The organism is Variovorax boronicumulans, assembly GCF_030812215.1.
Taxonomy (GTDB): domain Bacteria; phylum Pseudomonadota; class Gammaproteobacteria; order Burkholderiales; family Burkholderiaceae_C; genus Variovorax; species Variovorax boronicumulans_C.
This window is the reverse complement of record NZ_JAUSSG010000015.1, coordinates 1-25,546: the sequence shown is the minus strand read 5'-3', so window position 1 is coordinate 25,546 and position 25,546 is coordinate 1. Positions and strand designations below refer to the sequence as shown.

At 68.2% G+C, this 25,546-nt stretch carries 24 protein-coding genes; 13 read left to right on the top strand and 11 right to left on the bottom strand.

The window, feature by feature from the left end; all coding sequences use genetic code 11:
* Window positions 1-20 precede the first annotated feature (20 nt).
* Both J2W23_RS29490 and J2W23_RS29485 read left to right on the top strand, forming a co-directional pair.
* Window positions 21-1,340 (top strand): SGNH/GDSL hydrolase family protein, encoded by a 1,320-nt coding sequence (locus J2W23_RS29490; RefSeq protein ID WP_307651269.1) that lies wholly within the window; start codon window positions 21-23, stop codon window positions 1,338-1,340.
* 131 nt (window positions 1,341-1,471) lie between these two features.
* Window positions 1,472-1,846, top strand: a complete 375-nt coding sequence (locus J2W23_RS29485) for a YXWGXW repeat-containing protein (protein WP_176661923.1) — start codon at window positions 1,472-1,474, stop codon at window positions 1,844-1,846.
* Window positions 1,847-1,985: 139 nt separating this feature from the next.
* Here J2W23_RS29485 and purU read toward each other — a convergent pair whose 3' ends face one another.
* Window positions 1,986-2,852 (bottom strand): formyltetrahydrofolate deformylase, encoded by an 867-nt coding sequence (purU, locus tag J2W23_RS29480; protein WP_176661926.1) that lies wholly within the window; start codon window positions 2,850-2,852, stop codon window positions 1,986-1,988.
* A gap of 70 nt (window positions 2,853-2,922) precedes the next feature.
* On the opposite strand from purU, the gene J2W23_RS29475 reads away from it, so the two are divergent.
* Complete coding sequence (locus tag J2W23_RS29475; protein WP_307651268.1) at window positions 2,923-4,257, top strand: aminotransferase class III-fold pyridoxal phosphate-dependent enzyme; 1,335 nt, start codon at window positions 2,923-2,925, stop codon at window positions 4,255-4,257.
* A gap of 55 nt (window positions 4,258-4,312) precedes the next feature.
* Here the strand turns inward: J2W23_RS29475 and J2W23_RS29470 are convergent, their stop codons facing one another.
* Window positions 4,313-5,170: a ChaN family lipoprotein gene (locus J2W23_RS29470; protein WP_176661928.1), complete on the bottom strand. Its 858-nt coding sequence runs from the start codon at window positions 5,168-5,170 to the stop codon at window positions 4,313-4,315.
* Between the two features lie 76 nt (window positions 5,171-5,246).
* Between J2W23_RS29470 and J2W23_RS29465 the strand changes: the two genes are divergently transcribed.
* Window positions 5,247-6,320 carry an AbrB family transcriptional regulator gene (locus tag J2W23_RS29465; RefSeq protein WP_307651267.1) on the top strand — a complete coding sequence of 358 codons (1,074 nt, stop codon included), beginning with the start codon at window positions 5,247-5,249 and terminating at the stop codon, window positions 6,318-6,320.
* Between the two features lie 47 nt (window positions 6,321-6,367).
* Here the strand turns inward: J2W23_RS29465 and J2W23_RS29460 are convergent, their stop codons facing one another.
* Together J2W23_RS29460 and J2W23_RS29455 are read right to left on the bottom strand one after the other, a co-directional pair.
* Entirely contained in the window at window positions 6,368-6,646 is a 279-nt protein-coding gene (locus J2W23_RS29460; RefSeq protein WP_042577641.1) for a BTH_I0359 family protein, read from the bottom strand.
* Window positions 6,647-6,756: 110 nt separating this feature from the next.
* On the bottom strand, window positions 6,757-7,956 hold the full coding sequence (locus J2W23_RS29455; protein ID WP_307651266.1) for a DUF3108 domain-containing protein: 1,200 nt from the start codon (window positions 7,954-7,956) through the stop codon (window positions 6,757-6,759).
* A 134-nt stretch (window positions 7,957-8,090) separates the two neighbouring features.
* Here J2W23_RS29455 and J2W23_RS29450 point away from each other — a divergent pair, with 134 nt between their 5' ends.
* Window positions 8,091-9,167, top strand: a complete 1,077-nt coding sequence (locus J2W23_RS29450; RefSeq protein WP_176661931.1) for a fumarylacetoacetate hydrolase family protein — start codon at window positions 8,091-8,093, stop codon at window positions 9,165-9,167.
* Window positions 9,168-9,343: 176 nt separating this feature from the next.
* On the top strand, window positions 9,344-10,105 hold the full coding sequence (locus J2W23_RS29445) for a M48 family metalloprotease (protein WP_176661932.1): 762 nt from the start codon (window positions 9,344-9,346) through the stop codon (window positions 10,103-10,105).
* A gap of 24 nt (window positions 10,106-10,129) precedes the next feature.
* On the opposite strand, the gene J2W23_RS29440 is transcribed toward J2W23_RS29445, so the two are convergent.
* Window positions 10,130-10,912: a helix-turn-helix transcriptional regulator gene (locus J2W23_RS29440; RefSeq protein WP_176661933.1), complete on the bottom strand. Its 783-nt coding sequence runs from the start codon at window positions 10,910-10,912 to the stop codon at window positions 10,130-10,132.
* An 84-nt stretch (window positions 10,913-10,996) separates the two neighbouring features.
* Between J2W23_RS29440 and J2W23_RS29435 the strand changes: the two genes are divergently transcribed.
* From J2W23_RS29435 to J2W23_RS29425, 3 genes are read left to right on the top strand one after another with little or no spacing between them, the layout of a single operon-like run.
* Window positions 10,997-12,763 (top strand): FAD-dependent monooxygenase, encoded by a 1,767-nt coding sequence (locus J2W23_RS29435; RefSeq protein WP_307651265.1) that lies wholly within the window; start codon window positions 10,997-10,999, stop codon window positions 12,761-12,763.
* Between the two features lie 10 nt (window positions 12,764-12,773).
* Entirely contained in the window at window positions 12,774-13,007 is a 234-nt protein-coding gene (locus J2W23_RS29430; RefSeq protein WP_176661935.1) for a hypothetical protein, read from the top strand.
* A gap of 3 nt (window positions 13,008-13,010) precedes the next feature.
* Window positions 13,011-13,985, top strand: coding sequence for a Bug family tripartite tricarboxylate transporter substrate binding protein (locus tag J2W23_RS29425; RefSeq protein ID WP_176661936.1), 975 nt, complete (start codon window positions 13,011-13,013; stop codon window positions 13,983-13,985).
* A 135-nt stretch (window positions 13,986-14,120) separates the two neighbouring features.
* Here the strand turns inward: J2W23_RS29425 and J2W23_RS29420 are convergent, their stop codons facing one another.
* The 3 genes from J2W23_RS29420 to J2W23_RS29410 form a co-directional block, all read right to left on the bottom strand.
* Window positions 14,121-15,326 (bottom strand): toxin-antitoxin system YwqK family antitoxin, encoded by a 1,206-nt coding sequence (locus J2W23_RS29420; protein ID WP_307651264.1) that lies wholly within the window; start codon window positions 15,324-15,326, stop codon window positions 14,121-14,123.
* An 8-nt stretch (window positions 15,327-15,334) separates the two neighbouring features.
* Window positions 15,335-15,940, bottom strand: coding sequence for a MarC family protein (locus J2W23_RS29415; RefSeq protein WP_307651263.1), 606 nt, complete (start codon window positions 15,938-15,940; stop codon window positions 15,335-15,337).
* 92 nt (window positions 15,941-16,032) lie between these two features.
* Window positions 16,033-16,446: a VOC family protein gene (locus J2W23_RS29410; protein ID WP_176661939.1), complete on the bottom strand. Its 414-nt coding sequence runs from the start codon at window positions 16,444-16,446 to the stop codon at window positions 16,033-16,035.
* A gap of 64 nt (window positions 16,447-16,510) precedes the next feature.
* Here J2W23_RS29410 and J2W23_RS29405 point away from each other — a divergent pair, with 64 nt between their 5' ends.
* The 4 genes from J2W23_RS29405 to J2W23_RS29390 all read left to right on the top strand — a co-directional run bounded on the left by J2W23_RS29405 (window position 16,511) and on the right by J2W23_RS29390 (window position 21,473).
* Window positions 16,511-17,737 carry a TraB/GumN family protein gene (locus J2W23_RS29405; RefSeq protein ID WP_307651262.1) on the top strand — a complete coding sequence of 409 codons (1,227 nt, stop codon included), beginning with the start codon at window positions 16,511-16,513 and terminating at the stop codon, window positions 17,735-17,737.
* Window positions 17,738-17,748: 11 nt separating this feature from the next.
* Window positions 17,749-18,120, top strand: a complete 372-nt coding sequence (locus tag J2W23_RS29400; protein ID WP_307651261.1) for a DUF2946 family protein — start codon at window positions 17,749-17,751, stop codon at window positions 18,118-18,120.
* A 115-nt stretch (window positions 18,121-18,235) separates the two neighbouring features.
* A complete protein-coding gene (locus tag J2W23_RS29395) occupies window positions 18,236-20,530 on the top strand; it encodes a TonB-dependent receptor (RefSeq protein WP_307651260.1) in 2,295 nt (764 codons plus the stop codon).
* A 37-nt stretch (window positions 20,531-20,567) separates the two neighbouring features.
* The gene (locus tag J2W23_RS29390) at window positions 20,568-21,473 is read left to right on the top strand and encodes a copper chaperone PCu(A)C (protein WP_307651259.1); all 906 of its coding nucleotides are present in this window, start codon (window positions 20,568-20,570) and stop codon (window positions 21,471-21,473) included.
* Window positions 21,474-21,500: 27 nt separating this feature from the next.
* On the opposite strand, the gene J2W23_RS29385 is transcribed toward J2W23_RS29390, so the two are convergent.
* The 3 genes from J2W23_RS29385 to J2W23_RS29375 all read right to left on the bottom strand — a co-directional run.
* The gene (locus tag J2W23_RS29385) at window positions 21,501-23,282 is read right to left on the bottom strand and encodes a phospholipase D family protein (RefSeq protein WP_307651258.1); all 1,782 of its coding nucleotides are present in this window, start codon (window positions 23,280-23,282) and stop codon (window positions 21,501-21,503) included.
* A gap of 88 nt (window positions 23,283-23,370) precedes the next feature.
* Window positions 23,371-25,269 (bottom strand): ATP-binding cassette domain-containing protein, encoded by a 1,899-nt coding sequence (locus J2W23_RS29380; RefSeq protein ID WP_307651257.1) that lies wholly within the window; start codon window positions 25,267-25,269, stop codon window positions 23,371-23,373.
* Between the two features lie 58 nt (window positions 25,270-25,327).
* The coding region (locus tag J2W23_RS29375) for a hypothetical protein (RefSeq protein ID WP_307651256.1) at window positions 25,328-25,546 on the bottom strand (219 nt) is incomplete at its 5' end.

Genomic DNA, 25,546 nt, shown 5'->3' with positions numbered 1-25,546 from the left:
AACTGAGCCGCTTTGCACGCATGAATCTCGTTTCCCGCTGGCTGTTGCGCCTTCGCGAAGTGGCACTGGCGCATTGGGTCGCCGCGCTGTGCCTCGCCGTGTTGGCGGTCGGCGTGCAGGCCGTGCAGCCCGACCACCGCCCGAAGCAACCCGCCGACGCGCACTGGGTCGGTAGTTGGGCCGTGGCACCGATGGACTTTCGCGAGCTGGCTGCGAACCCGGCCGTGGCGCACAAGCCCGCACCCGGCGGCGATCAGTTCCGCGGGCAGACGCTGCGCCAGCAACTGGCACCCACGCTCGGCGGCGAGCGCATCCGCATTCGTTTTTCCAACCGCTTCGGCAAGGCGCCGTTGCGCATCGCGGCCGCGAGCGTGGCGCGCAGCACGGGCGCCGATGCGATTTCTCCGTCGACGTTGCGGGTGCTGCGCTTCGGCGGTCGCGGCAGCTTGACCATCGCACCCGGTGCGGAGGCGTGGAGCGATGGCGTCGACCTGAAGATCGAGGCCGGGCAGACCATGGCGGTCAGCGCTTTCTTCGACCGCGAAACGCCTTATGGCACGGTGCACCTGCTCTCCGTCGACACGAGCTGGGTCGCGCCGGGCAATGCCGTGACAGCATCGAAATTGCAGGGTGCAACGACGCTCCCGATGAACCACATCGTGACGGGCCTGGACGTGTTGACCACGAAGTCCGTCCGCACCGTGGTCGCGTTCGGCGACTCGATCACCGCGGGCGGCGGCGAGTCCGGCGATGGCGCGTACCCCGACATGCTGGCCACCCGGCTGCGCGACAGCCCGCAGGCGGCGCACGAGGTGTCGGTGCTCAATGCCGGCATCGGCGGCAACCGCCTGCTGGTCGATGGCATCGGGCCCCACGGGCTTTCGCGTTTCGCGCGCGATGCGTTGGGGCAGAGCGGCGTGACGCACACGATCGTGCTGCTGGGCACCAACGACATCGGCCGCAGCGTGTTCCTGGGCGTGCCCGGGAACCCGGACACGGTGCATGATCTTCCGACCGCCGAGCGCATCACCGACGGGCTGCAGCAGCTGGTGAAGCAGGCGCGCGCCAAGGGCATCAAGGTGCTGCTCGGCACCGTGCCGCCGTTCCGCAATACGCCGTACTGGAACGAGGGCAACGAGGCCATGCGCAACGCGGTCAATCGTTGGATCCGCGGTCGCCATGACGTGGATGGCGTGATCGATTTCGATGCCGTGCTGCGCGATCCCGCGGACCCGCAGGCGTTGAATCCGCAGTTCGACAACGGCGATCACCTGCACCCCAACAAGGCCGGCCACGCCGCGATGGCCGCGGCCATCGACCTGAAGGAATTGCAGGAGTAAGTGCGGCGAATGCGCCGAAAGTACCCCAAAAGGTAGCGAAACAGCTTTACACAAGATTTCGTGTAAGGCTTACAGGGCCTTCACATGGGCCGATCAGCATGAAGGCTCCAACCACTCATGAGGAGCTTCCCATGAAAAAACTCGCAATCACCCTTTCCATTGGCGCCGCTTCGCTGCTGTCGATGGGCGCGGCAATGACCATTCCCACGACGGCGCAAGCGCAGCCGGTGGTTATCCAGGTCGCACCGCCGCCGCCGCGTGCGGAACGCGTGCCGCCGCCGCGCCGTGGCTATGTGTGGGCGCCGGGGCACTATGAATGGAAGCGCGGCCACCACGTGTGGGTCCGCGGCACCTATGTGCGCGCTCGTCCGGGCTATGCGTATCGCGCACCGGAATGGCGTGAGAACAACGGCCGCTGGGAATACAACCGCGGCCGCTGGGACCGCGACGGCGATGGCGTGCCGAACCGCTACGACAGCCGTCCGAACAACCCGAACCGCAATTGATCTTCGGGGGCGGCGCGCATGTCGCGCCGCTCTCTGGCCTGTCCCTCACAAGGCCACAAGGGCAAATGCCAGCGGCACCGGCCGAGCCGGTTCCGCGGGCATTTTCTTTTATGGAGAAGACGCCGGCCGCCGGTAGTGCTCAGCGGAACACGACCGTCCGGTGTCCGTTCAGCAGCACGCGGTGCTCGCTGTGCCACTTCACTGCGCGGGCCAGCACCTGGCTCTCGGTGTCGCGGCCGCGGGCCGTGAGGTCTTCGACGGTGTCGGTGTGGTCGGCGCGGGCCACGTCCTGCTCGATGATCGGGCCCTCGTCGAGGTCGGCCGTCACGTAGTGGGCGGTGGCGCCGATCAGCTTCACGCCGCGATCGTGCGCCTGGTAGTAGGGCTTGGCACCCTTGAAGCTGGGCAGGAACGAGTGATGGATGTTGATCGCGCGGCCCGCCAGGTTCTTGCAAAGGTCGTTGCTGAGGACCTGCATGTAGCGCGCGAGCACCACCAGTTCGGCGCCCTCGGCCTCGATGATTTCGAGCTGCTTGGCTTCGGCCTGTGGCTTGGTCGCGGCCGTCACCGGGATGTGGTGGAACGGCACGTTGTAGCTCGCGGCCAGCTGGTAGAAGTCGCGGTGGTTCGAGATGATCGCGCGCACGTCGATGGCCAGGAGGCCGCTCTTCCAGCGGAACAGGAGGTCGTTGAGGCAGTGGCCTTCCTTGCTGACCAGAATCACCGTCTTCATCGGCTCCGCGGCGGCGTGCAGCTGCAGGTTCATGCCGAAGCCGGCGGCGAAGGTCTTGAGTTCCTCGCGCAACACCGCTTCGCCGTGGTCGCCGCAGGCGAAGCGCACGCGCATGAAGAACAGGCCCGTGCCGTGGTCGTTGTACTGGGCGGCCTCTTCGATGTTGGCACCCCGCTCGAGCAGGAAGCCCGAGACGGCATGCACGATGCCCGTGCGGTCGGGGCACGAGAGGTTCAGGATGTAGGCGGGCGAGGTGGGAGTTGGGGTCGTCATCAGGGGCAGGATTGTCGCAGGGGTGCCAGAATCCCGATTTTCCCCCGATAGATAACCGCAGGAGCGAGACATGGCCTACCAGGACTTCAACATGGGCAACCAGTGGCTGCCCTTCACCCCCAACCGCCATTTCCAGAAAGACCCGCGCGTCTTCGTGGCGGCCGACGGCATGGAGTTCACCACGCACGACGGCAAGAAGGTGATCGACGGCGTCTCCTCCCTCTGGTGCGTGGGGGCGGGCCACAACAGGAAGCCCATCAACGAGGCCATCAAGACGCAGCTCGACACGCTCGACTACGCCACCGCCTTCCAGGTCAGCAACGACAAGGCCTTCCGCGCGGCCGAGATGATCGCGGCGCTCGCCCCGGGCGACCTCAACAAGGTGCTGTTCTGCAACTCAGGTTCAGAAGCCGCCGACACCTCGATGAAGGTGGCGCTGGCTTACCACCGCGCACGCGGCGAGGGCCATCGCAATGTGTTCATCGGACGCGAGAAGGGCTACCACGGCGTGGGCTTCGGCGGCATGTCGGTAGGCGGCATTCCGGGTAACCGCAAGGTGTTCGGCTCTGCCTTTTTGCCGCGCGTGGATCACATGCGCTTCATCCACGATCCGGTGAACCACGCCTACATCCACAACGAGGAGCCGGTGTGGGCCGAAGACCCGTTGGTCGAGTTGGAAACGCGCATCCTGCCGCTGCACGATCCGAGCAACGTGGCCGCGATCATCGTGGAGCCGGTGGCCGGTTCGGCCGGCTGGTACCTGCCGCCCAAGGGGTACCTCAAGCGCCTGCGCGAGATCTGCGACAAGCACGGCATCCTCCTGATCTTCGACGAGGTCATCACCGGCTTCGGCCGCATGGGCACCAACTTCGCGTCGGACTATTTCGGCGTCGTGCCCGACATGCTCAACTTCGCCAAGTGCGTCACCAACGGCGTGATTCCGCTGGGCGGCGTGATCTGCCGCGACAAGCTCTACGACGCGATGATGAAGACCGACGCGCCCGAGCATGTGGTCGAGTTCTTCCACGGCTACACCTACTCGGGCCATCCCGTGGCCTGCGCCGCGGCCATTGCCACGCTCGATCTCTTCAAGGAAGAAAACCTGTTCGCCCGCGCCGGCGAGATGGGCAAGGTGCTGGGCGATGCGTTCCACAGCGCGTTCAAGGGCCTGCCCAACGTGATCAGCATCCGCAGCCTCGGCCTCGCCGCGGCGGTGGAACTCGCGCCCATCGCGGGCACGCCGGGCAAGCGCGCGTTCGAGATCTTCCTGGACTGCTTCCACAAGGGCGCACTGGTGCGGCCCGCGGGCGACGTGCTGGTGATGGCGCCGCCGTACATCGTGGAGAAGTCGCACATCGACACGCTGGTGAACACGTTGGCGGATTCGATCAGGAAGCACGCCTGAGCGGTCTGCCTGCAGCCTTTCTGCTGTTCATCGCGAACTGCAGAAAGGCGGACGATCAGGACGCGGCGTTCGCCTTGTTGGCCGGGCGGCGCAGCTCGGCGCAGTAATCCTTCTCGGGCAGCGGCGGCGTCAGCCAGGTCTTGTCGTAGTCACCCGCTTCGACCGTGTTCGTCGCCGAGGCCAGGAGCCGCACCGAGGTCACCTTGACGTCGTCCGGCAGGTGCTGCGGCACGCCGAGCGTGCGCACCGCGTGGCCGGCGCCGGCGATCAGCAGCACTGTCTTGCCCGGCTGCCTGGACTTCACGATCGTTTGAGCCATCGCCCGGTCGCGGCCGACCTGGATGCGCGTCATCGGAATGATCTGCGACTCGGGCAGCAGCTTGCAGTGGCCTTCGCGCACGGCATCCTGCTGCGCCGTATAGGCCTCGCCGTTCAGTTGCACGTCGAGCGACACATCGGCCATCGCATCCTTCATGCGCACACGCGGCAGGTTGGCGCCGACCACCGGCACGCCGGCGCGCACGGCGGCCATCACGGCCGGGCCGTAGTTGGCCCAGGGCCAGGCCTTGTCGCTCCAGCCGAGGGCGGTCTGCACCTGGGCTTCGCTCGCGGTGGAGGCGAGCTGCGCGGTGCTGCGGCCTTCCTCGGCCATCTCGAGCGCCAGCGCGGCGAGCTGGCCGCGTGCGACCAGCGCTTCGACGGTTTCACGCTCGATCGCATGATGTTCCGGCGCATCGTGCTGCTCGCCGAGGAGCAGCGCATCGACCGGCAACAACGCAGAGACACGGTTCGCGACGGGCGCATCGGGGCCGGAGGGAAAGAGGCGGGACGGGGAACACGCCACGAGGGCGGCCGCGGCCAGTAGCGGGAACAGGAAACGTGGAGCCCGCGCGGGCCAGCGTTGAAAAAGCATCGGGCCATACTATCCCCGCGGTGCATGCGCGCCGTGCCATCCAATTGCGCTTTTCCCTGTCCCTTTTTCCTTGTTCGTGCCCCTCCGTTTTTTCGTTCGCGTGCTGGCCACGCTGCTGCTCGCACTGGCCGCGGCGGGCGCCTGCCTCGCATTGCACACGCCGCTGCCCTGGATGATCGGCCCGCTGCTGGCGGTGTCGCTCGCCTCGATCGCGGGTGCGCCGACCGCCAGCTCCACGCCGCTGCGCAACGCGGGGCAATGGACCATCGGTACCGCGCTCGGTCTCTACTTCACGCCGCATGTGGTGTCGCTGGTGGCGGGCATCTGGTGGGCGATTGCGCTGGCCATCGCATGGGCGCTGCTGCTCGGCTGGGGCTTCGGGCGCTGGCTGTACGGAGTGCATGCGTCGCGGATGCCGCATGTGCCGCCGCGCGCCATGAAAGCCACGACTTACTTTGCCGGCGCCATCGGCGGCGCCTCGGAGATGACGCTGCTGGCCGAATCGGCCGGCGCCCGCACCGACCTCGTGGCGGCGGCGCACAGCCTGCGGCTGGTGGTGGTGACGGTCACGATCCCGTTCGCGATGCAGTGGAGCGGGCTGCACGGCCTGGAGATCAACCCGCCGGGCGTGCGCGAAGTGAACGCGGGCGGGCTGGCGCTGCTCGCACTGGCCACGGGCATCGGTGGCCTCGCGATGCGCGCGTTGGGCCGCACCAACCCGTGGTTCATCGGCCCGCTGCTGGTGGCGATGGGATTCACGATCGCCGGGCAGTCGCTGTCGGCGGTGCCCACGTGGATGTCGAACGCGGCGCAGCTCGTGATCGCGGTGAGCCTGGGCGTGCGCTTCAGCCGCGAGTTCCTGCACACGGCGCCGCGCTGGCTGGGCTCGGTGGCGCTGGGCACCTTCGCCATGCTGGTTCTGTGCGGCGGGGTGGCCTGGCTGCTGGCCCGGGCGACCGGGCTGCATCCGGCGACGATGCTTTTGAGCACCTCGCCGGGCGGCATCGCCGAGATGGCGATCACGGCCAAGGTGCTGCAGCTCGGCGTGCCGGTGGTGACGGCGTTCCAGGTTTGCCGGCTGGTGGCGGTGCTGTTGCTGGTCGGGCCGATGTTCCGGTGGATCTACCTGCGCAAGACCGGCGCCCCATGAAAAAAGCGCCCGGCGGGGCGCTTTTTCATGGGGAGGCCGAGCGCTCTTCAGTGCACCAGCACGGGGGTGTGGGCCAGTTCGGCGTAGCCCTCGAGGGTGTCCTCGACTTCTTCCTGCGTGGGGGTGTTGAGCTGCCAGGCGGCGATCTGCTGCTGGAACAGTTCGGCCCAGGAGCCGTCGAGGTACACCTCCTTGCCCGAGCGCTTGTCCACGATTTCGAATCCGTGGCGCTCCAGCACGGGCACATTGGGCTTCGCGGGCTCGTCGCCGTCATTCGGCTGCACGTGCACGACAACGAAGGACTCCGAGTCGTAAAGCATGTTCATGGCGGGCCCAGTGAGGATATCGATGGCGTTCATATCGGGTTAGATAGCAATCAACGCGCCAGTTTCAAGAACAGTTGTCGCTGGGCCGGTCGACTTGTGATCTTTTTGCCTCAATTGGCAGGGCCTTCGGGTAGGGGTTTGCGCAATTGGGCGTCAGCGAAGTCGCCGTTTGTCTCGGTTTGCTTGATGCGAACCGGCAGGTAGCCGTACTTCGGCGCCAGCCAGAGTTCCAGTTTCCGGTCGAATTCCTTCCTGGGCGTGCGGGTGAGCTTGCGCGCGGTGTATTCGCCGGCCGGGAGGGTCAGCTTTTCCTCGTCGCCGACCACGAAGACCCAGACGTCGCCGTCACGCACGCCCACGGTCTGGACCGAGATCCGGGTGCCCGCCGGGTAGCGCTCGGGGCTGGCCGCCAGCAGGCCGCCCAGCTGCATCATCACGCTCATGCGGTCCTGCGCGCCGGGCTGCAGCGGCACGGGCGGGGCGTTGTTGCTGAAGATGACCTGCCCCTGGTCGCGCACGAAATGAGAGGCCACCTCGGCCTTGCGGCTTTCCGAATAGCGCTCGGGCTCAAGGCCCGAGGGGCCGATCCTGCCGGTGCTGTGCCAGTTCAGCAGGGTGAAGAACACCGCCTTGAGCGTGAGCCGCCCGTCGTAGCGGCTGCCGTCCTGCAGCCAGACCAGTTCGCCGAACACGCCGCGCTGCGGGGAGGCGCCGGTCTGGCCGGTGGCTTCGAAATCGAGCGTCACGGAGCCGGGAATCCGCAGCGCCTGGGTGCCGGCGATGGTGCCCGAGGCTTCGCTGCCGGCTGCCGTTGTGCCGCCCGGCGTGCCGCTTCCGGTGCCGGCAGCGGCAGCAGGTGCGGCTTCGGGGGCTGCCGGTGCACTGGCAGGCGATTCGGGCGGTGTTGCTCCTGAATCGGTAGCGGCCTGCGCCGTCAGGTCGGGCGTTTCAGGGGCGGGTTGTGCAGAGATGTCCGGTTCGGGCAGCGGCTCCGGCTTGGGCGGCGTCGGCGCGCGCGGGCGCCGGGGCTTGGCCGGCGGCTTCGGCTTGGCCTCGACCGGCGCGGCGGCGGCCGGTGCGGGCGCCGCGGGCTTGTCCGCCGCGGGCGGCGCGATCACGATGGTCCGGGTGATGAACTTGTTCGCGAGCGGCGAGGGTTCCGGCCCGATCGCCATCGGTGCCACCCCGAGGACCAGGAAATGGACCAGCGCGACTGCCAGCGTCAGCCCGATCAGCACCCGCCAGGACGGACGCCCAGGCAGGCCGGCAGGCAGCGAAGATCGCGAAGGGGGGGCGACGAGCGTCGACATCAGGTGTGGAGTGGGCGCGGCGCGCGGAGGTTCAGAAAGACCACCTCGGTAAACTGCCGCCCGTTCAACCAGTTTAGTGGGAGCGGCGCCCGGCCTTACGGGTTCGCGCCGCGTCCTTCATCACGCACCGCATCATGAAACTCGCCACCCTGAAGGACGGCTCGCGCGACGGCCAGCTCGTCGTTGTCTCGCGCGACCTCACGCTCGCCCATTACGCCACCGGCATCGCGAGCCGGCTGCAGCAGGTGCTGGACGACTGGGGCTTCATGAGCCCGCAGCTGCAGGACCTGTATGACGCCGTCAACACCGGTCGCGCGCGTCATTCGTTCCCGTTCGATCCCGCGATGTGCATGGCGCCGCTGCCGCGCGCCTACCAGTGGGCCGACGGCTCGGCCTACATCAACCACGTCGAGTTGGTGCGCAAGGCCCGCGGCGCCGAGGTGCCCGAGAGCTTCTATACCGACCCGCTGATGTACCAGGGCGGCAGCGACGACTTCCTCGGCCCGGTCGACGACGTGGTCGTGCCCAGCGAAGCCATGGGCATCGACTTCGAGGCCGAGATCGCCGTCATCACCGGCGACGTGAAGATGGGCGCCACGCCCGACCAGGCGCTCGACGGCATCCGCCTCGTGATGCTCGCCAACGACGTGAGCCTGCGCAACCTGATTCCAGCCGAGCTCGCCAAGGGTTTCGGCTTCTTCCAGAGCAAGCCCGCCACCGCCTTCAGCCCCGTGGCCGTGACGCTCGACGAGATCGGCGAAGCCTGGCAGGACGGCCGCGTGCACCTCGCGCTGCAAAGCAGCTGGAACGGCCGCAAGGTCGGCATGTGCGACGCCGGCCCGGAGATGACCTTCCACTTCGGCCAGCTCATCGCCCACATCGCCAAGACGCGCAACGTGCGCGCCGGCAGCATCGTCGGCAGCGGCACGGTGAGCAACAAGGGCGTCGAGAAGAAAGACGGCCAGATGGACTGGCCCAAGGGCTATTCGTGCATCGCCGAGAAGCGCTGCATCGAGACGATCCAGACCGGCGCGCCGGTCACCGAATTCATGAAGTTCGGCGACACGATCCGCATCGAGATGAAGGGGTTGGACGGGCGCTCGCTGTTCGGGGCGATCGACCAGGAGATCGTGTCGACGAATGGACGGCCGAAGGAGGCGCCGGTGTCGTTGGTGAAGCCGGCGGCGGAAGAGGAAGCGGCCGAAGACTGAGGGCACGGCGGCAGTGCGCCGCGTGTCGCGCATGCCGCTGCTTGCCGGTGTCGGCCGGCCCGTTTTGCCATGGCTATGATCGAGCGGCCGCCCTGGCGCGTCTTCATCGCGCGGGCAGCGCGTCCGGCGGCTGCGCTCTGCGGCCGCCATCCATACCAATAAAAACGGGAGTTCCCATGCGTTATTTGCCCATCGCCGCCGCCGTCGCGGCCTTCGCCCTTGCCGGTTGCGAAACCATGAAGAACGCCGATACCGCCGCGCTCGCCCAGGCGGGCGGTTCGGCCTTCAAGGCCATGTCGCTGAGCGACACCGAGGTCAGCACGATGTCCGATCAGTCGTGCGCCGCCATGGACCAGAAGAACCAGATTGCGCCCGCCGGCAGCCGCTATGCCACGCGCCTGAACCAGGTCATCAAGCAGATGCCCACCACCGTCAACGGCAAGACGGCCAACTACAAGGTCTACATGACCAAGGACGTGAATGCCTGGGCCATGGCCAACGGCTGCATCCGTGTCTACAGCGGCCTGATGGATCTGATGAACGACGATGAACTGCGTGGCGTGATCGGCCACGAGATCGGCCACGTGGCGCTGGGCCACTCGAAGTCGCGCATGCAGACCGCCTACGCCGCCTCGGCCGTGCGCGGACTGGCCGGCGCTGCCGGTGGGGTCGCGGCCCAGCTGTCGCAGTCGCAGGCCGGCGACCTGGGCGAGAAGTTCGTCAACGCGCAGTTCTCGCAAGCCAACGAAAGCGCGGCCGACAACTATTCCTTCGACCTGCTGACCGAGCGCAAGCTCGATCGCAAGGGTCTGGTCACTGCCTTCGACAAGCTGGCCAAGCTCAGCGGCGGCGCCACCGGCAGCTCGCTCATGAGCTCGCATCCGCCGTCGGCCGACCGCTCGGCGCGCATGCAGAAGCGCCTGGACGCAGCCAAGTAAGCAAAGAGAGACAGAGAAGGGGCGCTACGCGCCTGCCGTGGCGCGCAGCAGCAGTTCCTTCTGCGAACGAATGCCCAGCCGCCGGAACGCCCGGTACTGATGCGTGCGCACCGTCGTGAGCTCCACCCCGATCTCACGCGCCGCTTCCTTCGCCGTCCTGCCCGCGATCAGGTGGCCGATGACCTCGCGTTCGCGCAGGCTCAGCGTCAGCAACCGCGAGGCGAGGGCGGGCGCCGCGGACTCCCTTGCCGCCATCGCGCTGCGGCCATGCGCCGCGGTGGCGTCGGCCAGCAGCGTCGCATGCGCCTCGATGCGCGCGAAGTCGGCCGCATCGAACGCCGGCTGCGCGAGGCTGCGGTAGAAGCTCACCGCCACGCGCTGGCCGGTCGGCAGCAGCAACAGCACCGAGGCCCGTTCGCGGATGCCGACGTCGCCATAGCAGGCGGCGCGGTAGGCCGGGTCGGCCACCTCCTCGGCGCGCTGGTGGCCCAGCCAGAGCTGCGCGCGCTGCGGCAGCTTGCGGGCCGCGAGCCAGGCCATGTTGGGGTCGAGCAGGTCGAAGCGTTGTTCCACATAGCGCTCGGTGGTGCGCTCGGCCGTGCTGCCGTAGCTGCTGGCGGCCGACACCGCCTCGATGCGGCCCGCGGCGCTCACCGCGAACACCGTGCAGAAGGTGACGGGCATCACGCGCTGCATCGCCTTGAGATAGCTCGCGGCCAGGTGCGGCGTGCCCACGCCGGAGAGCACGTCGCCGACGACGGCCGCAGCCAGCGCCGCGTCGGTGGGGTGGATGCGCCAGCGTCTCATGCGTTCGGGTGAATCTTCGAGGGTAAATACTTCATACGAAGTTATGACATTGGCGGCCGCCGTGCATCGGGACAATCCCGTTGCATGACGAACCCCACCGTTGTTGTTGCCGCCGATGCCGCGAGCGGCCCCGTGCGGCCCACCCTGGGCGCGACTGAATTGCCGCCGTCGGTCGGCGCCTTCGACTACACGCGCTACAAGGTCTGGACGCCGCCGCTCGAAGCAAACGGCATCGAGCCCGGCCGCCATCCCGTGGTGATCGCGGGCGGCGGGCCGGTCGGCATGGCGCTCGCGCTGGGGCTCGCGAACCACGGCGTGCGCTGCGTGATCCTGGAAGCCGACGACACGGTGTGCGTCGGCAGCCGCGCGGCCTGCATCTCGCGGCGCAGCCTGGAGATCATGGAGCGGCTCGGCGTGCGCCACTCTTTCATGGCCAAGGGCCTGCCGTGGACCGGCGGGCGCAGCTACTACAAGACGGCCGAGGTGTTCCGCTTCGAGATGCCGCACGACGCGCAGCAAAAACTGCCGCCGATGATCAACCTGGAGCAGTACTACGCCGAGCATTACCTGCTGGAGGAAATCTTCCGCCGCAACGAGGCGACGCCGGGGCTCATCGACATCCGCTGGGGCACCGAGCTCACGGGGCTCGCGCAGGACGAGGACGGCGTCGCGCTCGACGTGCGCAACGCCGAGGGCAGCTACCGCCTGCAGGGCCAGTGGCTCGCCGCCTGTGACGGCGGCCAGAGCTTCGTGCGCAAGGCCCTCGGCCTCTCGCTCGAAGGCACGGGCTACGAAGGCCGCTACGTGATCATCGACATCGAGCTGCACAGCGACCACCCGACCGAGCGCCGCGCCTGGTTCGATCCGCCGTGGAACCCCGGCTCGACCGTGCTGATGCACCGCCAGCCCGACGACATCTGGCGCATCGACTACCAGCTGCGCGCCGGCCAGAGCACTGAAGAGGCGCTGCAGCCCGCGGCCGTCGCCGAGTTCGTGCAGCGCCATCTCGATGCGATCGGCGAAGGGCACCTGCCGTGGAAGACGGTGTGGACTTCGGTCTACCGCGCGGGCGCGATGACGCTCGAGAGCTATCGCCACGGCCGCGTCGTGTTCGCGGGCAACGCGGCGCATGCGATGCCGATCTTCGGCGTGCGCGGGCTCAACTCGGGCTTCGACGATGCGGACAACCTGGCATGGAAGCTGGCGCTGGTGGCGCGCGGCGTGTCGGATGCGGCGCTGCTGGATTCGTATTCCGAGGAGCGCATCGCGGCCTTCCACGTCAACGCAGAGAACGCGATGCGCAGCACGGAGTTCATGTCGCCGCCTTCGCGCGGTTTCGACCTGCTGCGCGAAGCTGCGCTCTCGCTGTCGGAAGAACATCGCGGCATCGCGCAACTGATCAACCCGCGGCAGACGCAGGCGGTGCGCTATGCGGAGTCGCCGTTGTCGAGCGAGGGTGATGCGTTGCCCGCGGGGCCGCTGCCGGGCGAGGTGATGCCGGAGCAGCAACTCGAACACGGCCATCTCACCGACCTGATCGCGCCGGTCTTCACGCTGCTGGTGCTGCGGCCGAATGCCAGTGCCGCCGTGCAATTGCCCGAGGACGATGTGAAGCAGGCGCAGCAAGGCGCGCTGCCTTTTGCCATCCGCACCATCGCCGCCCCGGGCGTCGACGGCGCTGATGCGCACGCGAACCCAGCCGTTTTCCAGGCCCTCGGCGCACGCGACGGCGCTGTCTACCTGCTGCGCCCCGATGGTCACGTGGCCGTGCGCTGGCACCGCATGCCGCCCGGCGCACTGCAAGGCGCGCTCGCCCGCGCCGCCGTTTCCCTGGAGCCCGTCACCGCATGACCGAGACCGCATGACCGAGACCGCATCCCTTCATCCCGACGCCCGCGACCGGCTCTATGCCGACTGCGCGCGGGCCATCACCGAAGCGGGCGCCGAGCGCGAATCGCTGTTCCTCGCACGCCTCGCGCTGCTGCTGTTCGAGCAGGTGGGCGACGAGGCGCGCTGCCGTGCCGCGCTCGCCGATGCGCTGCGCGCGCTGCCCGTACCATCGCTTTCCGCAACCCAATTACAACCAGGAGACTGATCCATGGATCGCCGCACCCTTCTCGCCACGCTCGCATCCGGCGCCGCCGTGGCCGCCTCGCCTTTGGCCCATGCGCAGGAGTACCCCGCGCAACTCATCAAGTGGGTCGTGCCGTACCCGGCGGGCGGCGGCACCGACGTGATCGCGCGCGTGCTGGCCGAGGCCATGCGCCAGACGCTGGGCCAGCAGATCGTGGTGGACAACCGCCCCGGCGCCTCGACCAACATCGGCGCCGACATCGTCGCCAAGAGCAAGCCCGACGGCTACACGATCCTTTCGGCCGACAACGCGGTGCTGGCCTTCAACGAGCACCTGTTCAGCAAGCTGCCGTTCAGTCCCGAAAAGGACTTCACCTACATCGGCGCCATCGGCAAATTCCCGCTCGCGCTGGTGGTGCACCCGGACTTCCCGGCGAAGAACTTCAAGGAGTTCCTGGCCTACGTGAAGGCCAACCCCGGCAAGGTCAACTACGCCTCCCCCGGCAACGGCTCGCCGCACCATCTGGCAATGGAGATGTTCAAGGTGCGCACCGGCACCTTCATCACCCACATCCCCTACCGCGGCGCCGCGCCCGCGATGGCCGACGTGATGGGCGGGCAGGTGCCCTGCATGTTCCTGGACCTGGCCTCGGGCCTGCCGATCATGCAAAGCAACAAGGTGCGGGTGCTGGCCATCGGCTCGGGTGCGCGCAGCAAGCCGCTGCCCAACGTGCCGACGCTGGCCGAAGTGGGAGTGCCCAACACCGAGGTGTTCGCGTTCCAGGGCATCCTCGGCCCGGCCGGTCTGTCGCCCGCGGTGGTGAACAAGCTCAATGGCGACCTGAACAAGGCCTTCGGCACGCCCGCTGTGCAGAAACGCTTCGACGATTTCGGGATGGAAGCGATGCCCGGCACGCCGGCGCAGTTCGCGGCGCTGTCGCGCGCCGAGTCGAAGCGCTGGGGGCCGATCATCAAGCAGGCCGGCATCAAGCTGGACTGACCCCCGCAGCAACCTTCCGGGCTGCACCCGATTGTTCGGGAAACACCACGGAACCGGCTTTGCCGGGCCGTTGGTGTTGCCCCCGGTAGGGGGTTGGCGAAGCGACACGAAGTGCGCGAAGCCTGGGGGCGAGCCTTATTCCGTGAAGGCCTTGCGGGAACCGTCCTCGAAGACCTCGTCGTCGCGCTGCAGTTCGCCGTTTTCGTCCCACGCGCGCTCGCGCGTCACGCGTCCCTTGGGATCGAAGTGCGATTCGGCCAGCAGCGTGCCCTTTTCGCTGAAGCGCTGGTGCGTGCCGATGGGCACCTGGCGGTTGCGGCCCGGCGCGAGGTAGCGGCCCTGCGCGGCGCGCTGGCCGCTGTCGTAGAACTCGGTGACCTCGACCACGCGCGCCGTGCCGGTGCCGCTGTACACCGCCTTGCTGCGCGGCTGGCCGTTCAGGTAGAAGCTGTCGTCGCGCAGCGGCTCGCCCTTGGGGGTCCAGCGCTGGTCGCGCACCACGGTGCCTTTTTCGGAAAACTCCTGCTCGCGCTGCCGGATGGCGATGCGCTCGGCCAGCAGCCACACGGTCTCGCGGCGCTTCACGCCTTCCGACGAAAAGCTGCGCTCGATGCGCTGGTTGCCGGTGGTCTCGTCGAGCGTCGAGGGCTTGCCGTTGTCGTAGAACTCCTGGCTGCGCACGCGCTTGCCCGCCAGGTACGACACCCGCGAGCGCAGCGTGCCGCGCGCATCGAAAAGGTCGACCTGCGATGCGCCGCCGCTCGTGAAGCCGCACAGTTTGGCGTCGTCGGCCACGGGCGCCAGCACCGGCGCCTCGCCGCAGCGCAGCATGGACATCTGGCCGCGCTCGGTGAATTCGACAAAAGCGCGCTCGGGACCGGCACCGGTGTCGGGGTAGAAGGTGGCGCGCCGCAACTGGCCGCCGGGGTAGAAGCTGCGCACCAGCCCGCGCTCCTGGCCGTCGTCGTAGACGGCTTCCCGCAGCACCTGACCGGCGGGCGAGAACTCGCGGGCGCGCCCCTGCATGTTGCCCTTGGCGTTGAGGGTGTGCTCGCGCGCGAGCTTGCCTTTTTCGTAGAAGCGCACGAGGCCCATGAAGACGCCGTTCTGCACCTGCTGCTCGCGCTGGAGCTCGCCGGTGGTGCCGTCCTTGCAGCGCATGAGGCCGGTCTTGCCGGCCGTGGTGCTGCCGTTGGAAGGGCTCACGCTCTGGCCGTTGAGTTCGCAGACCTGCACCGCCTGCGCGCCGCTCGCGCAGAAGAAGAGGGGCAGCGGAATCAGGGTGGCCAGCGTGACCCGGAAGATCCATGCCGCCAGATGGGGCTCTGCGAAGAAAGGCATTTGGACAGCTACCTCCCCATTTCAGATGCCAGCAGCTTGACGCCGCGGATCATCATCTCGACCGACACGGCCACCAGGATCAGGCCCATCAGCCGCTCGAAGGCCAGCACCAGGCGCTCGCCGACCAGCCGCTGGATGCGCTCGGCCAGCACCAGCACGATGGCGCACACGGCCATGGTGACGCTGAGCGCGGCCACCCATTCGAGGCGCCGCTCGGGTGCCTGCGACACCAGCAGCATCACCGTGGCCAGCGCCGAGGGGCCGGCCAGCGCGGGCACGGCGAGCGGCACGATCAGCGGCTCTTCAGTGGGGGGCGCGACGGGCACGGCGCCGTGCTCGGGCGGAAAGATCATGCGCAGCGCGATCAGGAACATCACCACCCCGCCCGCGATCTGCAGCGACAGGCCCGACAGACCCATCACCCGCAGGAACCCGTCGCCCACGAACATGAAGACCAGCAGCAGCGCAAAGGCGATCAGCACCTCGCGCACGATCACCCGGGTGCGCCGCGCGGGCGCCACGCCTTTGAGCGCATTGGCAAAGATCGGGATGTTGCCCAGCGGATCGGTGATCAGCAGCAGCAACACGGTGGCCGATGCGAAGGTGTAGCTCATGTGGACCCCCACGCTCGGCACTTCGTGTCCTCGCTGCCCCCCGAGGGGGCCGCGAGCCTGCTTGGGGCGGCCCGGCGCTGGCTCACTTGTCTTTACTTGTCGTAGAGGGTGGACAGGGAACGGAAGCCCTTGACCTCGATCGGATTGCCGAAGGGGTCGCAGAAGAACATCGTCCACTGCTCGCCGGGCTGGCCTTCGAAGCGCACCTGGGGCTTCAGCACGAAATCGGTGTTTGCGGCTTCCAGCCGTTCGGCCAGCGCCTGCCAGTCGGGCAGGGCCAGCGCGAGGCCGAAGTGCGGCATCGGGACCATCACGTCGCCGACGCGGCCGGTGCGCGCGGTGGCGAAAGGCTCGCCCAGATGCAGCGAGATCTGGTGGCCGAAGAAATCGAAATCGACCCAGGTGTCGGTGCTGCGGCCCTCGGCGCAACCGAGGACGTCGCCGTAGAAGCGGCGCGCACCATCGAGGTCACGCACGTGAAAGGCAAGGTGGAAGATGCTCTGCATGGTTTCGGATTATGGGCAGCGGTGCTGTGAGAATGCCGGACTTTCTTTCATCATGGAGCAGGCCTTGCGGATACTCCGGATCCTCGCCGCGCTGAAGAAGCGCACCACTGATTTATCGGCGCCTGTGCGCCTTGCACGCCAGGTGCTGACGGGCGCCCTCTGCGTGTTCGCGGTCGCGGCCCATGCGGCCGACTGCCCGCCCTCGGCCATCGCCAGCCTCGCCAAGCTCGGACCGGGCGTGCGTAACGGCGTCGACCGGGGCCTGCTCTGGCGCATCGAGCGCGACGGGCGCACCTCCTGGCTCTACGGAACCATCCACATCGGCCGCGCCGAGTGGGTCCGGCCCGGTCCCACTGTGCAGAAGGCGCTCGCGCAGAGCGATGCGCTCGCGCTGGAGATCGATTCGCGCGACGAGGCCACCGCCCGCGTGATGGGCCAGCCGGCCGATCCGGCCCTGCTCTCGCGCATGCTCAGCGGCGAGCGCGCACGCCGGCTCGACCGGCAGAACGCCGAGGCCTGCGTACCGCCGGGCGCCACGGCCAGGCTGCAGCCCATCCTGCAGGTGTCCGCGCTCGCGGGCCTGGTGGCGCGCGCCGACGGGCTGTACCCGGAATTCGGCGTCGACGAGACGATGGCGGTCTCCGCGCGCAACGGCAACAAGCCGATCTTCGCGCTGGAGAACGCGGCCGACCAGGTGAAGGCGCTGACCGGCGATTCCGAAGCGGAGGAAGCCGAGCAGGTCGATGCGGCGCTCGACGAACTGGAGTCCGGCAAGCTGCGCGGGCAGATGAAGGAACTGGCCGATGTCTGGGCGCGCAGCGACGCCGACAAGCTGGCCCGCTATGCCGACTGGTGCGACTGCCTTCGCACTCCCGCCGAGCAGCGGCTCATGAAGCGCCTGCTGGACGACCGCAATCCGGGGCTGGCCGACGGCATCGAGCGCATGCACGCAGGCGGCAAGAGCGTGTTCGCCGCTGTCGGCGCCTTGCACATGATCGGCCCGCAGGGGTTGCCGGCGCTGATGGCGACACGCGGCTTCACCGTGACACCGGTGCTCACCAGCGCGCAGGCGCAGACGGCGGTGCCGATGCCGGCGCTGTCGGCGCCCGAGCCGGCGCCGCGCGCTGTGCGTGGCGGCAAGGCCGTGAAGGGACAGAAGGGGCAGAAAGCCCAGAAGGGCGCGGTCGCTGCCAAGGGCGCCAAAGGGGCGAAATCCTCGAAGGCCGCACCGGCGTCCAAGGGCGCCAAGGCCCCGGCCAAGACAGCGCCCAAAGGCAAAGTGCGCAGATAATCGCGACCGCCATGCACCTGCAGCGCCCCCACCCCCGCGTCCTCGGCCAGATCGGCCGTTGGGTGCTGTTGTGGTTCATGCTGTCTTTGGGCGTGGCGGTGGCGTCGCCCATCGTGCATCCGCAGGCCATGGAGCTGGTGTGCTCCGGTGCCGGCTCCATCAAGGTCGTGGTGCACACGCAAGACGGCGCGCAGGAAGTGGGCGTCTCGCACATGGACTGCCCGCTGTGCGTGCTGACCGGCGCACCGCCGCCGGCGCTGGCCCCGGTCTCCTTCGAGATTCCCCTGCCGTTGGGCCGCGTGGTCCAGCCGATTCCCGCCGCGCGCCTTGCCGCGGCCACCGCGGCGCCGTTGCCGGCGCGCGGGCCTCCGAACCTCTCCTGAAGCTTTCCAACCCATAGCCGCATGCGCCCGACCGATGGCGCCCGCGGCCTGTCCGGCTTGAAGTTCGTGGAGCAGGTTCCCAGTGAAAAAGCATTCCCGCGCCCTGGCGATCGCCATGGCCTTTCCCCTCGGCGTCCCCGCCTGGGCGCAGCAGCAGGCCACCGCCGATGCGCCTGAAGGCGGCACCGGCCGGGCCCTGAGCACGGTCACCGTGAGCGGCGGCCGGCCGACCTCGCTGCCGGCGCAGATTCCCACCACCATCGAGGGCGTCACGCACGAGCAGATCGCCGAGACGGTCAACGCCACCGATGCCGAGGACGCCCTCAAGTACCTGCCGAGCCTGGTCGTGCGCAAGCGCTACATCGGCGACTTCAACCACGCGGTGCTCGCCACCCGCGCCTCGGGCACGGGCAACAGCGCGCGCTCGATGGTCTATGCGGACGGCATCATGCTGTCGAACCCGCTGGGCAACGGCGCCACCTACGCGCCGCGCTGGGGCATGGTGTCGCCCGAAGAAATCGAGCGGGTCGACGTGCTCTACGGGCCGTTCTCGGCCGCGTACCCGGGCAATTCGGTCGGCGCTGTCGTCGACTACGTGACGCGCATGCCCACGCAGCTGGAGGCGCACATCAAGCTCAGCGGCTTCGCCTCGAACTTCGACCTCTACAACAGCCGTTCGTCGCCGGCCGGCCAGCAGCTGGACCTGTCGCTGGGCAGCCGCAGCGGCGACTGGTCGTGGTGGCTCAGCGCCTCGCGCACCCACAGCAAGGGGCAGGCGCTGGTGTTCGGCAATCGCCTGCTCAGCGCCGGCACCGTGGGCAACGCGGGCACGCCCGTCACCGGCGCCGTGCTGGGGCTGAACCCGTCGAACCAGCCGTGGTGGCTGGTGGGCGGCTCGACCCTCTACGACACCACGCAGGAGCAGGCCAAGCTCAAGGTGGCCTACGACTTCTCGCCCACCCTCCGCGCCACCTACACGCTGGGCGCCTGGAACAACACCACGCACGGCGGCGTCGACACATACCTGCGCGATGCGCTCGGGCGGCCGGTGTATTCGGGGCGGGTGAACATCGCCGGGCGCAGCTACAACCTCGACGGGCCCAGCGCCGCGCTGGCGCCGACCGAGACCGCGCTCACGCACTACATGCACGGCCTCTCGGTGAAGAGCCACACCGGCGGCGTGTTCGACTGGGAGGTGGCGGCGAGCCTGTTCGACTATTCGAGCGACACCTCGCGCACGCCGGTGCCGGTGAACCCGCTGCCCGGTGCGTTCAACGGCGGCCCGGGGCGCACCACCGACATGGGCGGTTCCGGCTGGAACACCTTCAAGGCCGCCGGCACCTGGCGGCCCACCGGCTCGGCCGAAGGCGTGGGCGCGCACGTGGTCGACTTCGGCTTCCAGCAGGACACGGCACGGTTGCGCACCAGCGTCGGCAACACGTTCGACTGGACCAACGGGCCGGCCGTGACGCCGTTCTCCGCCTTCAACGGCAACACCCGGCTGCAGTCGCTCTATGTGCAGGACACCTGGCGCTTCGCGAAGGACTGGAAGACCACGCTGGGCCTGCGCCACGAGCGCTGGGAGGCCTACGGCGGGCAGCTCGGCAACGCGACGCGGCTGCTCGACTTCGCGCCGCGCAAGAACAGCTACGACTCGCCCAAGGCCGCCATCGCCTGGCAAGCCACGCCCGACTGGCTCTTCAAGGCATCGACCGGCCGCGCGGTGCGCATGCCGACGGTGACCGAGCTCTACCAGGGCTCGATCGACGGCAACACCATCATCAACACCAACCCGAACCTGCGCCCCGAGCGCTCGTGGACCACCGAGCTCACCGCCGAGCGCGACCTCAAGGGCTGGGGCCTGGACGGCATGCTGCGCACCACGCTGTTCTTCGAGAACACGAAGGACGCGCTCTACAGCCAGGCGCTCAGCAACAACGTGAGCACGGTGCAGAACGTCGATGCCATCCGCACCCGCGGCCTGGAGGTGGCGCTGAACGCGGTCGACGTGGGCGTGAAGGGGCTCGACCTGAGCGGCAGCCTCACGCTCACGAACTCGAAGATCACCGCCAACAGCGGCTTCCCCGCGAGCGTCGGCCGCGAGCAGCCGCGCGTGCCCAAGGTGCGCGCCACGCTGCTCGCGACTTATCGGCCCGATGCCAACTGGAGCTACACCGTCGGCATGCGCTACAGCGGCAAGCAATATGGTTCGCTCGACAACAGCGACCCGAACGGCTTCGCGTACATGGGCTTCTCGAAGTTCTTCGTGGTCGATGCGCGCATCCGCTATCGCATCGACCGGCAGTGGAGCGCGGCCTTTGGCATCGACAACCTGAACAACAACAAGTACTGGGCCTTCCACCCGTACCCGCAACGCACCTACGTGGCCGAACTCAAGTTCGACCTTTGACGCTTTCATTCATTCATTCTTCAGAGGACATGCCGACATGAACACCCCCACCTTCACGATCAAGACCATCGCCGCCTGCGCCATGCTGGCCGGCGCCGCCGCTGCGCTGGCCCACGTCACCCTGCCGCCCGGGGGCGCGACCGTGGGCAGCGACTACAACGCCGCCTTCCGCGTCGGCCACGCCTGCGAAGGCGCCACGGCTACCACTGGCCTGGCGGTGCGCCTGCCCAAGGGCTTCGTGCTGAGCGATGCGCAGGCGCGCAAGGGCTGGAAGCTCGACGTGCAGAAGAACGCCGGCGACGGCGAAGTGCGCTGGACCGCCGAGACCCCGCAGGACGCGCTGCCCGGCAAGGAGCGAAGCGAGTTCGTGCTGCGCGGCAAGGTGCCGGCCACGCCGGGCACGCTGTGGTTCAAGGTGCTGCAGACCTGCGACGTCGGCGTCGCCGATTGGGCCGAGGTGCCGACGTCGGGCAATTCGACCGCGGGGCTCAAGGCGCCGGCCGCGAAGCTCAACGTGGTGGCGCAGGGCGTGGCCACGGTCGACGTGCGCGATGGCTGGGTGCGGCAATCGGTGCCGGGCCAGAGCGGCACGGGCGCCTTCATGAAGCTCACCGCGCCCACGGGCGCGAAGCTGGTCGGCATCTCGACGCCCGCGGCCGGCGTGGCCGAGGTGCACGAGATGAAGATGGAAGGCGACACCATGAAGATGCGCGAGCTCGCCGGCGGCCTCGACCTGCCCGCGGGCCAGACCGTCGAGCTCAAGCCCGGCGGCTATCACGTGATGATGATGGACCTGAAGGGCGCGCTGGCCAAGGGCGCGACCGTGCCGTTCACCCTGAAGTTCGAAGATGCCAAAGGTGTGAAGACCGTGCTGGACGTGACGCTGCCGGTGGGTGCGCCTGAAGGCGCCGATGCCGGCGGAGCCCACCAGCACAAGCACTGACCTGATCGGGCCTGACCGGATCGGCTGCTAGAGCAGCTGGTCGGGCGCCAGCGGACCGAAGAGCTTGAGCATCAGGCGCAGCGTGGCGCTGGCGTCGGGCTCGGTGGTGGTGTCCGCGAGGCCGCTGCCTTCGGGTGCATGCCAGACCAGCGCGCCGTTGACCTGCTCGACATGCCAGGAGCGCTCGCGCATGCCGCGATCGATCTGCTCGCCGGCCACGCGCGAGAGTTCGTCGCTGCGGATCAAGAGGGCGATCTCGGTGTTCTGGAGTTGAGAGCGCAGGTCCAGGTTCATCGAGCCGACGACCAGCAGCCGCCCGTCCATCACCAGCACCTTGGAGTGCAGCATCGCGCGCGATTCGCCGGTGGCGCTGCTGCCGCCGCCCGAGGAGCCGGAGCCGAAAACGGTGCCGAAGGTGGTCTGTTCGCTGCGCAGTTCGTAGAGTTCGATGCCCATCTTCAGCAGCTCTTCCCGGTGCCGCGCGTAGCCCACGTGTGCCACCGGCGCATCGTTCGAGGCCAGCGAATTGGTCAGCACCCGGATCTTCACGCCGCGGGCGCGTGCCGCGGCAAAAGCCTGCTTCATGTCCTGGCCGGGCACGAAGTACGGCGAAATGATGAGGAGCTCGGAGCGCGCCTGCCCGATCAGCTGCAGCAGGCCCTCGACCACGGTGTCGCCGCTGGCGGCCGCGTCCGATGCGGCTTCGAGCGACTCGGTGCGGTGCGAGGCCGGTGAGGGCGGCCGCGCGTTCGATGCGCGGGGGGCGCGTCCGGCGTCGGCGGACTGGCTCACCACGAGGCCCGGGTCGCGCGTCGCGCCGGGGCCGCTGTCGGCCGGGATCTTGCCGGGCTGGTCGGCCAGCATCACGGCCGGCGCCCAGACGAAGGTGGCGGTGCGCAGGTCCAGCGGTTTCTCGTCCCAGACGCGGGCGCGTTGCTCTGCGGTGGGCGGCGCGCCGGGCTTGGGTTTGCTTTCGGGCGCGCCGGGATTCTCTTTCCCGGCTGCTGCGGCTTCGTCGGTGATTTCCTTGTCGGCCTTGCGCGCGCGTTCGCGGATCTCCTGGAACTCTTCGCGAGAGACCAGCGACTGCACGGGGTAGGCGCGCTCGTTGTTCCAGTAGCTGTCGAAGCTGCGCGAGAGGTCCTGCACGATCGGGCCGGCCGCGAGCACGTCGAGGTCGACGAAATTGCCGGTGGTCGCATTGCCGAAGTAAGCGTCGCCCAGGTTGCGTCCACCGGTGACGCCGAGCACGTTGTCGGCCAGGAACAGCTTGTTGTGCATCCGCTGCTGGATGCGCGAGGCGTCGCCGATCGAATTGAGGAGCCGGCTGAAGGTGGAATCGCGCGAACCCGCGAGCGGGTTGAACAGGCGCATCTCGATGTTGGGCACGAAGGCCAGGCCCAGCACCAGCGCGTCGCGGCCGGTGCTGTGGAAATCGTCCAGCAGGATGCGCACGCGAACGCCGCGCTCGGCGGCCGCGCGCAGGCCTCGCACGAGACGGCCCGTGCTGGCATCGGCGTGGATGGCGTAGTACTGCAGGTCCAGCGTCTTCTGCGCACCTTCGATCAGCGCGAGCCGGCTGCCGTATGCGGCGGGCGGGCCGCCCAGCAGCAGGAAGCCCGACTCGAAGCGGGCTTTGTCGGCCTGGCGGCGCTGGCGGACCAGCGCGCCGAGTGCGGTGTCGTTCGGCGAGGCGAGCGCGGTGGACGTGGGGCGGTCGACGTTTTGCGGCAATTGCGCGCAGGCGCCCAGCAGCAATGCCGCGACGAGCACGGCATGGCGGCCAAGGAACGTGAGAGGTGAAAGCATGCGGCGATTCCCGGGGAATGGGGTAGCCGCATATATAGCCTAGTCGGCGCCCGCCCCGCGTCGGACGGACGGACGAGCGCCTTGACGCTTAACGCGCGACGCCCAGTTCTTCCTGGCGCTCGAGCGCGGCGAGCAGCTCGTCGTCGATCTGGGCGTGGCGTTCGCTCAGCTCGACGGCGCGCGAGGCGTCCGAAGCGTAGATCGCGCCGCCGTCGAGTTCGAGCATCTCGGTGATGCGCTTCTGCTCGGCTTCGAGGGCTTCGATCTGGGCGGGGAGGGCTTCGAGTTCGCGCTGCTCTTTATATGAGAGCTTCTTGCGGGGAGCTGTTGCTGCCTTGGGGGCTGCCTCGGCCGCCGGGGCGGGCGCGGGTGCGGCGGGTGGCGGCGCCGCTGCGAGGCGCTGCTCTGCGATCTCTCTCGCGCGCTTCGACTGGATCAGCCAGTCCTGCACGCTGCCTTCGTACTCGCGCCAGCGGCCGTCGCCTTCGAAGGCGATGGTGCTGGTGACCACGTTGTCGAGGAAGGTCCGGTCATGGCTCACGAGGAACACAGTGCCGTCGTAGTCCTGCAGCAGGTTCTCGAGCAACTCCAGGGTGTCGATGTCCAGGTCGTTGGTCGGCTCGTCGAGCACCAGCACGTTGGCGGGACGGGCGAACAGGCGCGCCAGCAGCAGGCGGTTGCGCTCGCCGCCACTGAGCGATCGCACAGGGGAGTTGGCGCGCGCGGGGGAGAAGAGGAAGTCGGAGAGGTAGCTCTTGACGTGCTTCTTCTGCGAGCCGATCTCGATCCACTCGCTGCCGGGGCTGATGAAGTCTTCCAGCGTGGCGTCGAGGTCGAGCTTGTCGCGCATCTGGTCGAAATACGCCACCTGCAGGTTGGTGCCGCGGCGGATCTTGCCGCTGTCGGGTTCGAGTTCGCCGAGGATGAGCTTGAGCAGCGTGGTCTTGCCCGCGCCGTTCGGGCCTAGCAGCCCGACCTTGTCGCCGCGCAGGATGGTGCCGCTGAAGTTGCGGATGACGGTCTTCTCGCCGAAGGACTTGGTGGCTTCGGTGAGTTCGGCCACGATCTTGCCGCTCGACTGGCCCGAGGCGACGTCCATGTTGACGCTGCCTTGCACCTCGCGGCGGGCAGAGCGGCTGGCGCGCAATTCCTGCAGGCGGGTGATGCGGCTCTGGCTGCGGGTGCGGCGGGCTTCGACGCCCTTGCGGATCCAGATCTCTTCCTGCGCGAGGAGCTTGTCGGCCTTGGCGCTGATGACGGCTTCCTGGGCGAGCTGCTCTTCCTTCTGCAAGAGGTACTGCTCGAAGTTGCCCGGGTAGGAGCCCAGCTTGCCGCGGTCGAGTTCGACGATGCGGGTGGCGACGCGGTTCAGGAAGCTGCGGTCATGGGTGACGGTGACGACGCTGCCCTTGAAGTCGATCAGCAACTGTTCGAGCCATTCGATGGAGTCGAGGTCCAGGTGGTTGGTGGGCTCATCCAATAGAAGGACGTCGGGTGCGGCCACCAGGGCCTGGGCGAGCGCCACTCGCTTTCGTGTGCCGCCGGAGAGGGAACCGACGCGGGCGTTGCGGTCCAGGTGGAGGCGGTGCAGCGTCTCTTCGACGCGCTGCTCCCAGTTCCAGGCGTCGAAGGCTTCGATCTGGGACTGGAGGGCGTCGAGGTCGAGGCCTTCAGCGCCTGACAGATAGAGGTCCCGCACGGCGATCACGCTTCCCAGGCCCTGGCTGGCTGCGGTGAATACATCCGCATCCATATCTAGTACGGGCTCTTGGGCTACGTAGGCGACGCGCAGGTTCTGCTGCAATTGGAGAGTGCCGTCGTCGGTCTTCTCCAGGCCGCCCAGTATCTTGAGCAACGAGGACTTGCCCGCGCCGTTGCGGCCGATCAGGCCGATGCGTTCCGATTCAAGAAGAGAGAAGTCCGCATGATCGAGCAGCGGGACGTGACCGAACGCGAGTTGGGCGTCGAGGAGTGTGATGAGTGCCATGTGGCACGGATTATCGGAGGAGCCTCCTCTTTGCCTTGAGACGGCGCGAAGCGCTGCCTCAAGGCAAAGAGGCTTCGATGTCGATTTTGTTCGGCGAAGTCTTGCGAGGCCATGGATTTGGCATATACTCGTGGGCTCGGCTGATGACGCTTACGTAGTGTTTCGGTGGTTGCTCTGGAAGGGGTGGTTGCTGATAGTTGGCTGATAAAAAGATTCTTCGAAGTTGACTGGATTGCAAAAAACAGTGCATAATCGAAGGCTCCGCTGAAACAGCTTC

Excerpts from the sequence above, each read along its gene's own strand:
- J2W23_RS29435 (WP_307651265.1), top strand. The coding sequence starts at position 10,997 with ATGACGAACCCCACCGTTGTTGTTGCCGCCGATGCCGCGAGCGGCCCC.
- J2W23_RS29380 (WP_307651257.1), bottom strand. The coding sequence starts at position 25,269 with ATGGCACTCATCACACTCCTCGACGCCCAACTCGCGTTCGGTCACGTC.
- J2W23_RS29420 (WP_307651264.1), bottom strand. The coding sequence starts at position 15,326 with ATGCCTTTCTTCGCAGAGCCCCATCTGGCGGCATGGATCTTCCGGGTC.
- J2W23_RS29430 (WP_176661935.1), top strand. The coding sequence starts at position 12,774 with ATGACCGAGACCGCATCCCTTCATCCCGACGCCCGCGACCGGCTCTAT.
- J2W23_RS29395 (WP_307651260.1), top strand. The coding sequence starts at position 18,236 with ATGGCCTTTCCCCTCGGCGTCCCCGCCTGGGCGCAGCAGCAGGCCACC.
- J2W23_RS29485 (WP_176661923.1), top strand. The coding sequence starts at position 1,472 with ATGAAAAAACTCGCAATCACCCTTTCCATTGGCGCCGCTTCGCTGCTG.
- J2W23_RS29385 (WP_307651258.1), bottom strand. The coding sequence starts at position 23,282 with ATGCTTTCACCTCTCACGTTCCTTGGCCGCCATGCCGTGCTCGTCGCG.
- J2W23_RS29470 (WP_176661928.1), bottom strand. The coding sequence starts at position 5,170 with ATGCTTTTTCAACGCTGGCCCGCGCGGGCTCCACGTTTCCTGTTCCCG.
- J2W23_RS29460 (WP_042577641.1), bottom strand. The coding sequence starts at position 6,646 with ATGAACATGCTTTACGACTCGGAGTCCTTCGTTGTCGTGCACGTGCAG.
- J2W23_RS29445 (WP_176661932.1), top strand. The coding sequence starts at position 9,344 with ATGCGTTATTTGCCCATCGCCGCCGCCGTCGCGGCCTTCGCCCTTGCC.
- J2W23_RS29450 (WP_176661931.1), top strand. The coding sequence starts at position 8,091 with ATGAAACTCGCCACCCTGAAGGACGGCTCGCGCGACGGCCAGCTCGTC.
- J2W23_RS29490 (WP_307651269.1), top strand. The coding sequence starts at position 21 with ATGAATCTCGTTTCCCGCTGGCTGTTGCGCCTTCGCGAAGTGGCACTG.
- J2W23_RS29425 (WP_176661936.1), top strand. The coding sequence starts at position 13,011 with ATGGATCGCCGCACCCTTCTCGCCACGCTCGCATCCGGCGCCGCCGTG.
- J2W23_RS29410 (WP_176661939.1), bottom strand. The coding sequence starts at position 16,446 with ATGCAGAGCATCTTCCACCTTGCCTTTCACGTGCGTGACCTCGATGGT.
- J2W23_RS29475 (WP_307651268.1), top strand. The coding sequence starts at position 2,923 with ATGGCCTACCAGGACTTCAACATGGGCAACCAGTGGCTGCCCTTCACC.
- J2W23_RS29415 (WP_307651263.1), bottom strand. The coding sequence starts at position 15,940 with ATGAGCTACACCTTCGCATCGGCCACCGTGTTGCTGCTGCTGATCACC.
- J2W23_RS29455 (WP_307651266.1), bottom strand. The coding sequence starts at position 7,956 with ATGTCGACGCTCGTCGCCCCCCCTTCGCGATCTTCGCTGCCTGCCGGC.
- J2W23_RS29390 (WP_307651259.1), top strand. The coding sequence starts at position 20,568 with ATGAACACCCCCACCTTCACGATCAAGACCATCGCCGCCTGCGCCATG.
- purU (WP_176661926.1), bottom strand. The coding sequence starts at position 2,852 with ATGACGACCCCAACTCCCACCTCGCCCGCCTACATCCTGAACCTCTCG.
- J2W23_RS29440 (WP_176661933.1), bottom strand. The coding sequence starts at position 10,912 with ATGAGACGCTGGCGCATCCACCCCACCGACGCGGCGCTGGCTGCGGCC.
- J2W23_RS29400 (WP_307651261.1), top strand. The coding sequence starts at position 17,749 with ATGCACCTGCAGCGCCCCCACCCCCGCGTCCTCGGCCAGATCGGCCGT.